We start from the raw sequence: 12838 nt of genomic DNA on the forward strand, positions 1-12838 counted from the left end.
TGCAACTTCTGTTTAGGCAGGCTTGAACGCGATGCCAAACGCGTATCAAGCCTGTAAAGGTGTAAACGATGTCCCCGGTCTAATGTGTAAAGGATGTGCCGGTCTCTACAGTGAGGGTCAGCGATCCCAATCTGAAACCGATCCAACAGCCAAAAAAATGCCCGCTCTTCAGCAGGCATCTCCCCTTTCACCCAATCACTTCTCAGTGAACTTGGTATAGCTGTTGATCAAATTGCGATAGTTCGGCAGGCGGTTCGACAACAGATTCGCCAGGCCTTCCATATCGTTGCGCCAGTCGCCCTGCAGCTCGCAAGCCACCGAGAACCAGTTCAACAGTTGAGCACCGGCCGCCGACATCCGCGCCCACGCCGCTTGTTGTACGGTGGTGTTGAACGTGCCCGACGAATCCGTCACCACAAACACTTCAAACCCTTCCGCCAGCGCCGACAGGGTCGGGAACGCCACGCAAACGTCAGTCACCACACCGGCGATGATCAGTTGCTTGCGGCCAGTCGCCTTGATCGCTTTGACGAAATCTTCGTTGTCCCAGGCGTTGATCTGGCCTGGACGCTGAATGAACGGCGCGTCCGGGAATTGCTCGCGCAGTTCCGGCACGATCGGGCCGTTCGGGCCGGCGTCGAAACTGGTGGTGAGGATGGTTGGCAGTTTGAAGAACTTGGCGATGTCGCCCAGTGCCAGCACGTTGTTCTTGAACTCGTTCGGTGTGAAGTCCTGCACCAGCGAGATCAGACCGGTCTGGTGATCGACCAACAGCACAACTGCATCGTCTTTGTTCAGGCGCTTGTAAGGAACGTTGCTCATGTGAAACTCCTCGATGGATGGTTATTGCGCTGAGCGCCGACCAAGCGGGCCGACGCTTTTAAAAGCAATCAGAAAGCGAAGCAGGAGCAACCGAACGCGCCCCAAAACCCGGCGAAGTCGCTGACCGGCGCGTTCGACAGACGCGCCTTTTCATGGCTGTGCGAGTGCACGCCACACGGGCCGCTGCACTGGTGCACTGCTGCCTGCAACGGCGAATTCGGCCGCCAGTGGCCCGGGACTTTCACCACTGGCGACCAGTCCGGCAGTACCGGCACGCTGGCCGGGCCGAGTTTTTCGAAGTCATCAGCGGCATAGACGATCTTGCCGCCAACCACGGTCAGTACCGACTCGATCCACTTGATCGCTTCTTCCTCGACATGGAAGAAGTCCGCGCTCAGCGCTGCCAGATCCGCCAGTTGCCCGACTTTGATCTGGCCTTTCTTGCCCTGTTCGGACGAGAACCAGGCGCTGCCGTGGGTGAACAATTCCAGCGCGGTGGTGCGCGGCAGACCTTCTTCGTACAACGCCAGACCGCCAACGGTGCGGCCGCTGACCATCCAGTACAGCGAAGTCCACGGGTTGTAGCTGGAGACCCGCGTGGCGTCGGTGCCGGCGCCAACCGGTACACCTTCAGCGAGCATGCGTTTGATCGGTGGCGTGGCTTCGGCGGCTTGTTTGCCGTAGCGGTCGACGAAGTATTCGCCCTGGAACGCCATGCGATCCTGAATCGCGATGCCGCCGCCCAGCGCTTTCACGCGCTCGATGTTTTGCGGGGTGATGGTTTCGGCGTGGTCGAAGAACCACGGCAAGCCGTTGAACGGAATGTCGCGATTGACCTTCTCGAACACGTCGAGCATGCGGCTGATCGATTCGTTGTACGTCGCGTGCAGACGGAACGGCCAGCGCTGCTCGACCAAGTGCCGCACTACCGGCTCCAGCTCTTGCTCCATGGTCTGCGGCAGGTCCGGGCGCGGTTCGAGGAAGTCTTCGAAGTCGGCTGCCGAGAACACCAGCATCTCCCCAGCGCCGTTGTGGCGCAGGAAGTCGTCGCCCTGGTGCAACTTGACGCTACCGGTCCAGTTCTGGAAATCGCTCAGCTCTTCTTTGGGCTTCTGGGTGAACAGGTTGTAAGCGATGCGGATGGTCAGTTGCTCATCCCTGGCCAACTGCTCGATCACCTGATAATCGTCCGGGTAGTTCTGGAAACCACCGCCGGCATCGATTGCACTGGTCAGACCGAGACGATTGAGCTCACGCATGAACTGCCGGGTCGAGTTGACCTGATATTCCAGCGGCAGCTTCGGCCCTTTGGCCAGCGTCGAGTACAGAATCATCGCGTTCGGCCGCGCCACCAGCATGCCGGTCGGGTTGCCGTTGGCATCACGCACGATCTCGCCGCCCGGCGGGTTCGGCGTGTCGCGGGTGTAACCGGCCACGCGCAACGCCGCGCGGTTAAGCAGTGCGCGGTCGTACAGGTGCAGGATGAACACCGGCGTGTCCGGCGCGGCCTGGTTGATTTCTTCCAGAGTCGGCATGCGTTTTTCAGCGAACTGAAATTCATTCCAGCCACCGACCACGCGCACCCACTGCGGAGTTGGCGTGCGGTCAGCCTGATCCTTGAGCATGCGCAGCGCATCGGCCAGCGACGGCACGCCTTCCCAGCGCAGTTCGAGGTTGTAGTTCAAACCGCCACGGATCAGGTGCAAGTGCGAGTCGTTGAGACCGGGGATCACGCAGCGGCCCTTGAGGTCGACCACTTGCGTGCCCGACCCGCGCAGGGCCATGGCTTGCGCATCGTTACCGACGACGGCGAAGCGGCCATCCTTGATCGCCACGGCACTGGCGAGGGGTTTGGTGCGGTCTACGGTATGAAATTGGCCATTGAACAGAATCAGATCAGCATTGGCGTTCATCGCAGTTCCTTCGGTAAAAGTGAAACAAAGCCGGAATCCGCCGGATCAGCGCGGCGGATTGGTATTGGAGTCAGGTTTTTTGGCTTGCAGCCACGGGGCGAACAGCCGAGTGGCGAGCGGCATGCACACGTACACCACCGAAACCACGATGGTCACGGTGATGAGAAACGTGGCGATCACGTAGTTGGACAAAACGGCATTCAGGCGCAGCAACGGCCCCCAGATAAGCGGCACCAGCAAGGTGTGGGGCAAAATCACAAACAGCGTGACCACGGCTTGCTTCCAGCGCGGCGGTGGCGGCAAAGCGGCATCGGTCTGCGGCGTGAACCAGAATTCATTGGCGGCGTTGACCTCCGTCACATCACCGTCGGCGAGCATCGGCGCGGCTTCATCGACCAGCGCCTGACGCTGTGGCGAATCCAGCCAGCGCTGCATCGCGTCGGTCGAGCAATAGCGCAACACGCAAGTGAACAAAGTGAGTCCGCCCTGCTGACTGCGCATCACGTCCACGCCCAAATGCCCTTCCTCACGCCCCGCCACGCTGACGATGTTGCGCAGCCAGGCTTCGTACGGCGCCTCGAAACCGGCCTTGACCCGGTGCTTGACGATCAACGTGACCGTCTCATCGGGCCCCGGTTTTTTCAGGGATTGGGCATCAGGCATAACGAAACACTCCGGGCAAACGAACATTGAGCGCCAGCCGTCCAGGCCCGGCGATAAACACAGTGGTGAAAATAATCAGCAACAACCAGCCGAACTGCCCTTCGGCCACACTCCATTGCGGATGCACAACCAACAGCGCCACCAGCAGCACAAAGAGAATAGGCAAGCACGCCAATCGCGCCAGAACCCCGGCGACGATCAGTAGCGGACACAGGACTTCGGCGAAAATCGCCAGGATCAACGTGAGGTGGGCACCGAGGTGGAACGGGTCTTCGATCAGTTGCAGTTGCGCAGTGAAGTCCAGCAGCTTGGGCAGGCCGTGGATCCACAGCAGAAACAGTCCGCCGGTGACCCGCAGGAACAGCAAGCCAAGGCTGTGCGCCTGGTCATTGCGTTGGGAAGATTGCATGGGGCCACCCGTGATCGATCATTGCCCGTTATGGTGCAACGATCGATCAGGGGGAAATTGAACAGGTGTGCTCTCTTGAACGCCGAACGCTACGCAACCTCCAACTGCTGCCCACCATCCCCTGTGGCGAGGGGACTTGTCCCCGTTCGGCTGCGCAGCAGTCGTAAAACCAGCAAACGCGGTGTATCAGGAATACCGAGTTGAATGGCTTTGGGGCTGCTTCGCAACCCAACGGGGACAAGTCCCCTCGCCACAGGACCTCGCGTTACTGAGGGCTCGCGTCAGCCTTCAGTTCCAGATTATCCAGCACCCGATTCACCGCCAGCTCCCCCAACATGATCAACTGCGCAATCCCCAACAGCACATGCCGCTGCGACGCATCAAGCATGCCGGCGAAGTCGTTGGCCATGACCTTGGCGGAGGTCAGGGTTTCGCAGGCGTTTGCCAGCAATTCTTCGCTGTCGATGCCGGGGGCGATTTTGTAGATGGTGTTGGGTTTGAGCGCAGGTCTGCGCGGCAGGAACGGATTGAGGTAATGATCGAGCGCGCGTTCGGCGGCTTCGTGGAATTTCTTTGAATCGAGGGATTCGTAGGGCGAGGTGGTGTCGATTTCTGGTGGGTTTGGCGTTGGTTTGATCATGGTGAAACTCCTTGAGAATGGAGCCGTCATCCATCGCTGCTAAACGAATCAGGTGGCGGCTGAACGCGGGTTAGCAGACCAGGCTCAAGGATCCCGGCGCACCGAAGTGCCCCACGCTAGCCGCCATAAAACAACACTGGCGAAACCGACGTGCCTTGAGATTAACCGAGCTGCTAAACCCGATCGCTGTCAATCAGCGACCCGCAAACAATAGAACCCGCCCCCAAGGCGCACAAGCCGGCCGATTCTGGCGTACGTGTAGGCAAAGGCGCAAGGCTGCGTGGCTTTGCAGACATAGGCATAAACACTATTCAACGATTTCAGCGAATTTGGCTTAAACAGAAAAAGCCGCACGCCCTTTTTAACAGGAGTGCGGCTTTCTTGGTTGGGACTGGTAAACAAATGCGCCCCCCTTTTTATCGCTTTTTATCGCTAAAAAATATCAGGGTACCCAATGAATCACGAAATCACTAACTACAGGTAACGGAGGATTGGGATTTTGAGCGCCCATAGTAGCGATACGAAAGCTCTCGGTGCTGGGAAGATTTTTCCAAGCACTAGCATGTGGTGGGCTGCCCAAAGGGCCAGTACCTGAACGTACTCCATTTCTAAACACCACGTATCGGGTGTGAGTGGAAGGAACATTGCTCAAATAGAATCTGACGCCGAATTCTCTACTTATGGAAACGCTACCTCCTGATTGGATAATTCGACCATTTGGTATCTGGGCATTAGCCCGCACCTCAAGGATTTGGGCGATGGTGATGACCTCCAATGTCCGCGCTGCAGACTCTGCCCCTGAACCATACAAGGCCTTGGCCTTGAAGCTGTGAAGTGCAACAGCTAAACCGTTAACCACCAGCGTCCAGATACCCGTCACCAAATCGGCCACTGGCTGCCCTTTGGAAACGGTGCCCAGCAACACATCAACCTTCAGCCCCTTGGCGGCGACACCGCTGAGGGTAACGCTGGTTTCCACGGTAGTACTGCCATGTGGAATTTCAACATTGCTCGGCGACCCCTTGATCGAGGTGATGGTGGGCGCGGTGGCCGCCGTCACGCTGAAGGTGCGCGCTGCCGATACCGCACCCGGCGCGTACAACGCTTTGGCGGTAAAGCTGTGCAGTGCCACGGTCAATCCGCTAACCAGTAGCGTCCAGATACCCGTCACCGGATCAGCCGTTGGTTGACCTTTGGAAACAATGCCCAGCAGCACATCAACCTTCAGCCCCTTGGCGGCGACACCGCTGAGGGTAGCGCTGTTTTCCACGGTAGTACTGCCATGTGGAATTTCAACATTGCTCGGCGAACCCTTGATCGAGGTGATGGTGGGCGCAGTGGCCGCAACGACAATCACATTCCGCGCATTGGATACCGGCCCATCTTTCCTCCTCGCCCGCAGGTTGTAAGTAGCGACCACAAGATTCTCCAGTTCAAACGTCCATATACCCCGCCCATTAACCTGAATCTCAGCGCCTCCCGGTATAAACGCGCCACCGTTTACAAGATCGAGTGTTGTATTCGGCGGGCCAACTCCGCTCACGATAATTGATGCGCCAGTAGTCGTACCGTTATGCAGAATTTCCACACCGGCGGTATCGGTAATCAAAAGCAATTGCGGCACGCTGTTCGCTACCACGTTGAAGTTTCGAACGTTGGAGAATACGTCAGGGCGTGGATGGTATAACGACTTGACATACACGCGCCGGGCGCCCAGTTGCAGGGCTATCGGACGCTCCCAGTATCCCGACTTATCAGCAGTCGCCTTACCCAGGGAAACCGCAGTCGTACCGCGCCCCTGAAACGCCTCCACCTCACCGTGCGCACTCGCTGTGCCGCTGATTTTCAATGACGTGCTGACAGTACTCTCGCCTTCCAGAACTTCGGTAGTACCCGCAAGCACTTTTTCCAGCGTCGGCACCACAAGTGCCACAGCCCTGATTTTGTAGACCCGATCCGGAAACACCAGCGCTGTCGCCTCGACATTGCTCTTGTTCATCGACACCTTGAACTTGATGGTGAGTTGAGTGCCGTCCCCCAGTTGTTTCAAAAAGGTGTTGGCCAGCGCTTGCGGCCAGAAACCTTGTGTGAGCCATGTTGGATTGACCCGCCACGGTAAACCTTTCCACAAATCAAGTTTATGCGCCGTCCCGTCTGACTTCTTGCCTTCGACTGATAACCAGCACGGCTGGTAGTCCTCAATCAATGTAAAGAGCAAAGCGTGAATCGTGGCGTTGCTGGCGCCCAGTGCGGTGACGTCCAGTACGTTGTTTGCATCCGCCTCCAGAATCTTCGGCGGGATCAATGCCGTGACCGGCAGAGGCAGAATATTCAGAAGCAGAGGTTTCGAAGTTGTTGACACGCCATTACGCTCAATGACGTAGATGACCTCGACAACTTTGCTCAAACTGTAAGCCAGCACCGAACGCGGGACCACAACCTCCAGACCGGCACTGACCAAGCGCTTCGGACTGGTGAATGAGGCCGCCGGCGTGCTGATCGCACCTTTCCACGTGACGTACATGTTGTCGGTGGGCAGCAGCGTGCCCAGAGGCACCAGCACTTTCACATCCTGCTGGGTCGGGGTGAAATTGTTGCCCGTCTGCCCCTGAACGGTGGGCGCTGGCAAATCCAGCCGGCGGATATGGATGTCCAGCGACTTGGCTGGCGACTTAACAACGTTACCCAACTGATCGGTAACCTGGAACTCGGCCACTGCACGCGGGTTGTCACCCGCCTTCTCGAACGTATCGGTGAACAACTTGCAGGTAATGGGCGCCGGTGCAGCGGGAACATCAAAGCTGACAGATGTATCGCCCAGCAGAAACAAAATGCTGTCGAATGCCCGGCGGTTGTTATAAGTAAATCCGAACTCGACACCTTGCACCCCGTCGACGGGACCGATTCCGCTGGCGATGTTCTTCGGCGGGATAACCAAGTCCAACGTATCGGCGGGTCGAAGGTGGTAGAGCACGAATAGATCCCGCGAGTTCTCGCCGATATTCCCGCCAGCGCGCTTCACCCTGTAATGCAATCTGTTTACACCGTGAATCAGTCGTCCCTTAGGCACATACAAAAGGATGCGCTGCTGCTCCTCCCCTTCCTTGACCGTATGACCTGTCACAGCGTTGGCGTCATTATTGAGGTACAAGTCAACGCGATCATCGACGACCAACGTTGCCCCACGTGCTTTCTGTTCTGTCCAGGGATCGATCAGACACTCAAGTCCCTTGGGCTGTTCGTCGTAAATCGACCAAGGAATACCACCATGCGCAAGATCGCCAGGTTTGACCGGTGATACCCAGCCCTGGATGATTACTGGCACCAATACAAATAACGAATTCAATGTAGAGGACTGGATGTCCATCTTGCTCTCCTGGAGTAGCGCTCAAGTGCTTTTTGCGGTGATCTATCACACCGCAAAATCGGAGAGTCGGCACCTGTCAGATCTGACAGGTGCACAGGGTTTCAAGACGAACGGTCGTCAAGGACTTCAGCGGCATCCTCAATGATCATTCGTTGAAGGTGGACACGGTCTGACCTGAGCGTGAAACAACAAAACCCGCCACCCCGATCAAACGGGACGCGGGTTTTTTGTGTCAGGCAGAAACCTGTGGCGAGGGAGCTTGCTCCCGCTCGAGTGCGAAGCGCTCGCAATACTTTTGGGGCTGCTGCGCAACCCAGCGGGAGCAAGCTCCCTCGCCACAAAAGCTCGTCAGGCTACGGGGCTGTGTCAGCCTTCAACTCCAGATTATCCAGCACCCGATTCACCGCCAGTTCACCGAGCATGATCAACTGCGCTATCCCCAACAGCACATGCCGCTGCGACGCGTCGAGCATCCCGGCGAAGTCGTTGGCCATGACCTTCGCCGAGGTTAGGGTTTCGCAGGCATTGGCGAGCAGTTCTTCGCTGTCGATGCCGGGGGCGATTTTGTAGATGGTGTTGGGCTTGAGCGCAGGTCTGCGCGGCAGGAACGGGTTGAGGTAATGATCGAGCGCGCGCTCGGCGGCTTCGTGGAATTTCTTGGAATCGAGGGATTCGTAGGGCGAGGTGGTGTCGGTTTCGGGTGGGTTGGGTGTTGGTTTGATCATGAAATTACTCCCTGATTAATGGAGCTACCACCGTTCGCTGCGAAACGAATGAAGGTGGCAGCTGTACGCGGGTTCGCAGACCGGGAATCAAGGAACCCGGCATACCCGAAGGTATCCCGCGCACAACCGCCATAACACGATCAGCCAGAGTGACTGAACGGAAACGGCGCGCTGGGCGCCTTGATTGGTCCGGGCTGCGAAACCCGATCGCTGATTCGTCAGCGACCCGGAAACAATAAGCCCCGCCCCCAAGGCGCACAAGCCGGCCGATTCTGGCGTACGTGTAGGCAAAGGCGCAAGGCGCTGTAGCTTTCATCAAGTAACGATAAACGTCCTTAAACACCGTGGGCTAAACGTCATAAACCACTCGCGAGCGCTACCGAATCGTGTACTGGCGCGGGGCAAAAACCTGAGCCGTTGCGGCGTTAGCCACTGTGTCGAGGTTGACCCTGAACCGCAGAGTCAATGTGCTGCCGGGGCGCAGATCCTTCAGATAGCTGAACAACACGGTGACGCTGTAACCGCCATTGAACACCCAGCTCTGATTCACCACCACGTTGCCCATCCACATCGCCTGGTTGTGCGGGCCGCCATTGGCATCTTCACCCTCAAAGTCCAGCCAAAGTGCCTGCGCACGCACGATATGCGGCCACACACCAAATCGCAGCGTAGCGCCGGCTTGCACATTGGCGAGGATCAAGTCCGTCGTACCATTCGCCTCGAGAAAGACTGGCGCAACGAACCGATCCGCCGGGATCGTTCCCACGTTCAAGTGAATAGGCCCTAAAGGCACTGGCTGGGCGGTGCCGCGATCATATTCGGCGCTAACCGTCACCCGTTTGCCTAAGCTGAACGCAACCAGCGTGAGCGGCAGCGGGATTCGCCTCGGACGCGTGGTGCCGGCCGTGATGGTGTTGGTGGTGTGGGAGCCAGCCGCTGGAGTACCCGGCGCAGCGGTCCAGCGGACTCTGATCCGGTCGTTGGGCTGCATGTCGTAATCCAGGACAGCCGTCAGACTGGTCAATGCCGCCATTGGATCAATAGTGCCGTTGTCGGGCGCCTCGGCAATCGTCAGTTCCAGGTTTTGCAGTACGACGTTGATTCGCCGTGGACTTGAGGCGCCGCCGCTGCCATCCGCCAACTTGACTGTAAACACATGCAGTCCACCCGTGAGCGCAGCGACGACATACGTCCAGACGCCGGCAACGGGGTTAACCGTATCGAGGTAGGTCGATCCATCGGATACATCCACTGGGCCGGAGGTGCTGCCGCTCAGAGTGACACTGGTGTAGCGAGTGTCCGCACCATCGAGAATTTCTCCATCAAGATCGGTAACCGACAATATCCTCGGCGCATTGGCTGATTCTGTCAGGAGCACATAGTTGCGGTGGGCAAATGTTTGGGCGCGGGATGGATCTGTACTGCGCTCCAGCGCCGCCATGAACTCCAGCGTCAGCACGCTGCGATGTTTCAGACCTAGCAGTGCTGCAGCAGGAAAACTCTGCTCGAAGAAACCGAAGCGGATGAATTCATCGTTGATCACGTTGCCCGGTGCTTGCCAGAACGACGCCTCAAAAACACTATCATCGGCGTTGGTGCCTTTGAGTTTGAGCCAGAAGAATTGCCCCATGCTGTGCAACAGCCAGGCATCGATTCGCAAACTGAAATCAGTCAGATTGTTCAGATCCAGCACCAGCCCGTGACCGGCGTTATCCGCTTGTTTGATCAATGGTCGGGGAAGGTCGCCTAGCGCGATGGGCAGTACATAGGCAATCAGCGGCTGCGATGCCACCGGCAGCCCGCCATCAGGGTAGATGGTGTAGAAGATGTTAACGGACTGGCCGAGATTGAAGGTCACCAACTCGGTATCCAGACGCACTTCTTGGGGGGCTTGCCCGGAAAAAGGAATGCGCGACGTGGTGTGCGACCCCTCGACCCCTGTTCCCGGTGCGCCTTGCCAAGTCACGGTAAAACTGCCTGATGACTGCCCGTCGTATCTGACCAGAATGGTCAGCGTGTGCCTTAATCGGGCCGGATCCAGCAAGCCGAATGAACGACTTTCCTGCGTCTGCGGGCTTTCCTGTATTGATGGGGGCGGCAGTTCGGTGGTGACGAGAGCATGAGTAGGCGCGTGCATATCCCCATCCCTTGAGTGCTGGCCATTTTCGGCATGGGCCCATCAGACACGGGATGGAGAGAATTCACCACTGTCAGAACTTACAGGTACGGCACAGTTTCGGACGAACGGCAATTTACACCACCGGAATATCCAGCGTCACCGACATGAACTGACTGATCCGCGCCCGCAGCCATTTTTCCGCCGGATCGTTGTCATGCACCCCGCTCCACGCCATCGACAGTTGCGCCGCATCGATGGGAAACGGCGGATCTTCCGCGCGCAACGCGCAACCGTCGACCAATGCACACGCCGCGTAATCCGGCACCGTGGCGATCATCTCGGTACCCGCCAGCAAAGCGCGCAAGCCACTGAACTGCGGCACGCCGAGTACCACGCGGCGGGTGCGGCCGAGCTTGGCCAGGTCCATGTCGATATTGCCGCTCAGGTCGCCCGAGAACGACACCATCGCATGCGGACGCTCGCAGTATTCATCGAGCGTCAGCGGCCCCGGACGATCATCGCCGCGCAGGACTTTGCAGGGAATGTCGCGCAGTTTTTTGCGCTTGGCGTTGGCCGGCAGATCGGTGGTGTAGCTGACGCCGACGGAGATTTCGCCAGAAGCGAGCAATGCCGGCATCAGCAGGTAGTTGGCGCGTCGCACCACCACGACGATGCCCGGCGCCTCTTCTTGCAACTGGCGCAACAGCGGCGGAAACAGACCGAACTCGGCGTCGTCCGACAGGCCGATGCGGAACACGTCGCAACTGGTCGCCGGATCGAATTCCTTGGCGCGGCTGACAGCGCCGGAAATCACGTCCATCGCCGGTTGCAGTTCCTGCAGAATCGCCAGCGCCCGCGCCGTCGGTTCCATGCCGCGACCGTTGCGCAGCAGCAACGGATCGTCGAACAGATCGCGCAAGCGGCCCAATGCGGCGCTCACCGCCGGTTGGCCCATGAACAGTTTTTCGGCGACGCGGGTCAGGTTCTTTTCGAACATCAATGCTTCGAAAATCACCAGCAGATTCATGTCGACGCGGCGCAGATCGTTACGGTTCATGGGCACGGTTTCCTTGTTTGAGCCGAGCGTAAGATGTGGGCACTTTACTCGATCAACGGCACTTTGGCCGCGCGTTTGTACGGGCCGTATTCCACGGGCACCCATTGGAAATGCTTGTCGACCGCAGTGATGTGGCCGATACCGGGGAACGGCAGATGCGCAGCCGTCACCCAGGTTTTGCTGGCCGCCGCTGCGCTGAACACCACGTTACGACTTTTGATTGCTTGCTGGCTGTTGACGTCGAAGCTGATCGACACTTCGGGATGCTCGAACTGCACGGCGAGGTTGTGCACCAGATCGCCCATGAACACGATGCTCTGGTTTTGCGAGGTGAAGCCGTAGGTGGTGCTGCCCGGCGTGTGCCCGGCCTCAAGCGTGGCTTCGACCAGGCCCGGCAGCGGTGACTGGCCGGTGGCGAAGGTTTCGAAGCGCCCGGCCGCAACGTACGGCGCAGTTGAATCCTGGGCAATCTTGAAGAACGCTTTGGCGCCGTCCGGGGCTTTGGCGAGGGCTTGCGGGTCGAGCCAGTAATCGGCTTCAGCCTTGGCGGCGTAGACCGTGGCGTTAGCGAAGATCGGTTTTTGCTCGCCGTCGACCAGGCCACAAACGTGGTCCAGATGCAGGTGCGTCAGCAGAATCGTGTCGACCTGCTCAGGCTTGTAGCCCGCTGCCTGCATGTTCGCCGAGAGCTGACCGGCGGTGGCGCCGATGCACTGGCCAGCGCCGGTGTCGACCAGAATCAGTTGCTTGCCGGTGTTGACCAGGAACGCGTTGAACGCGGTCTGTACGCCCGGCGTTTCAATCGAGCGCCGCGCCAGCAATGCGCGGATCTGGCTCTGACTCATGCCTTGCAACAGCTTGGGCGACAGGTCGTTATAGCCATCGAACAATGCAGTTACTTCGTAATCGCCGACGGCCAGGCGGAAATAGCCGGGCGCCTGCGTGACGACTTGCGGTGCTTGTGCCATCGCGTTGGACACGCCCAGCGCGAGTGCCAAGGTAATTGCGCCGTTAACAAGACTCTTCATGTTTTACCCCGTTTTCGCGACCCCCGGTGGCCCGCCCATATTGTCGTCATCCTGCCCGAACCTCGGCGCCCAGACTTGCAACGGTGTGCTGAGTT

10 protein-coding genes are annotated in these 12838 nt (G+C 58.5%); all 10 read right to left on the reverse strand.

Features of this window, described 5'->3' with window-relative positions:
* Positions 1-195: 195 nt before the first annotated feature.
* The 10 genes from ycaC to ACP7EE_RS21585 all read right to left on the reverse strand — a co-directional run bounded on the left by ycaC (position 196) and on the right by ACP7EE_RS21585 (position 12743).
* On the reverse strand, positions 196-822 hold the full coding sequence (gene ycaC / locus ACP7EE_RS21540) for an isochorismate family cysteine hydrolase YcaC (protein WP_426206296.1): 627 nt from the start codon (positions 820-822) through the stop codon (positions 196-198).
* Between the two features lie 68 nt (positions 823-890).
* Entirely contained in the window at positions 891-2735 is a 1845-nt protein-coding gene (locus ACP7EE_RS21545; RefSeq protein WP_426236617.1) for an amidohydrolase, read from the reverse strand.
* Positions 2736-2780: 45 nt separating this feature from the next.
* On the reverse strand, positions 2781-3398 hold the full coding sequence (locus tag ACP7EE_RS21550; protein WP_426236619.1) for an antibiotic biosynthesis monooxygenase: 618 nt from the start codon (positions 3396-3398) through the stop codon (positions 2781-2783).
* Positions 3391-3807: a DoxX family protein gene (locus ACP7EE_RS21555; protein WP_426236621.1), complete on the reverse strand. Its 417-nt coding sequence runs from the start codon at positions 3805-3807 to the stop codon at positions 3391-3393. The genes ACP7EE_RS21550 and ACP7EE_RS21555 overlap by 8 nt, the downstream gene beginning before the upstream one ends.
* A 265-nt stretch (positions 3808-4072) precedes the next feature.
* Positions 4073-4447, reverse strand: coding sequence for a DUF6124 family protein (locus tag ACP7EE_RS21560; protein WP_426236623.1), 375 nt, complete (start codon positions 4445-4447; stop codon positions 4073-4075).
* 442 nt (positions 4448-4889) lie between these two features.
* Positions 4890-7814 carry a hypothetical protein gene (locus ACP7EE_RS21565; protein ID WP_426236625.1) on the reverse strand — a complete coding sequence of 975 codons (2925 nt, stop codon included), beginning with the start codon at positions 7812-7814 and terminating at the stop codon, positions 4890-4892.
* A gap of 353 nt (positions 7815-8167) precedes the next feature.
* A complete protein-coding gene (locus ACP7EE_RS21570; protein WP_426236627.1) occupies positions 8168-8539 on the reverse strand; it encodes a DUF6124 family protein in 372 nt (123 codons plus the stop codon).
* A gap of 376 nt (positions 8540-8915) precedes the next feature.
* Positions 8916-10676 (reverse strand): hypothetical protein, encoded by a 1761-nt coding sequence (locus ACP7EE_RS21575; protein WP_426236629.1) that lies wholly within the window; start codon positions 10674-10676, stop codon positions 8916-8918.
* A gap of 115 nt (positions 10677-10791) precedes the next feature.
* Positions 10792-11715 (reverse strand): LysR substrate-binding domain-containing protein, encoded by a 924-nt coding sequence (locus ACP7EE_RS21580; protein WP_426236631.1) that lies wholly within the window; start codon positions 11713-11715, stop codon positions 10792-10794.
* A 44-nt stretch (positions 11716-11759) separates the two neighbouring features.
* Positions 11760-12743, reverse strand: coding sequence for an MBL fold metallo-hydrolase (locus ACP7EE_RS21585; protein WP_426236633.1), 984 nt, complete (start codon positions 12741-12743; stop codon positions 11760-11762).
* Positions 12744-12838: the final 95 nt, after the last annotated feature.

Source organism: Pseudomonas sp. TWP3-2 (assembly GCF_049897765.1).
Taxonomy (GTDB): Bacteria; Pseudomonadota; Gammaproteobacteria; order Pseudomonadales; family Pseudomonadaceae; genus Aquipseudomonas.

Coding starts and splice junctions, on each gene's coding strand:
- ACP7EE_RS21550 (WP_426236619.1), bottom strand. CDS start 3,398: ATGCCTGATGCCCAATCCCTGAAAAAACCGGGGCCCGATGAGACGGTC.
- ACP7EE_RS21575 (WP_426236629.1), bottom strand. CDS start 10,676: ATGCACGCGCCTACTCATGCTCTCGTCACCACCGAACTGCCGCCCCCA.
- ACP7EE_RS21555 (WP_426236621.1), bottom strand. CDS start 3,807: ATGCAATCTTCCCAACGCAATGACCAGGCGCACAGCCTTGGCTTGCTG.
- ACP7EE_RS21585 (WP_426236633.1), bottom strand. CDS start 12,743: ATGAAGAGTCTTGTTAACGGCGCAATTACCTTGGCACTCGCGCTGGGC.
- ACP7EE_RS21565 (WP_426236625.1), bottom strand. CDS start 7,814: ATGGACATCCAGTCCTCTACATTGAATTCGTTATTTGTATTGGTGCCA.
- ACP7EE_RS21570 (WP_426236627.1), bottom strand. CDS start 8,539: ATGATCAAACCAACACCCAACCCACCCGAAACCGACACCACCTCGCCC.
- ACP7EE_RS21580 (WP_426236631.1), bottom strand. CDS start 11,715: ATGAACCGTAACGATCTGCGCCGCGTCGACATGAATCTGCTGGTGATT.
- ACP7EE_RS21545 (WP_426236617.1), bottom strand. CDS start 2,735: ATGAACGCCAATGCTGATCTGATTCTGTTCAATGGCCAATTTCATACC.
- ycaC (WP_426206296.1), bottom strand. CDS start 822: ATGAGCAACGTTCCTTACAAGCGCCTGAACAAAGACGATGCAGTTGTG.
- ACP7EE_RS21560 (WP_426236623.1), bottom strand. CDS start 4,447: ATGATCAAACCAACGCCAAACCCACCAGAAATCGACACCACCTCGCCC.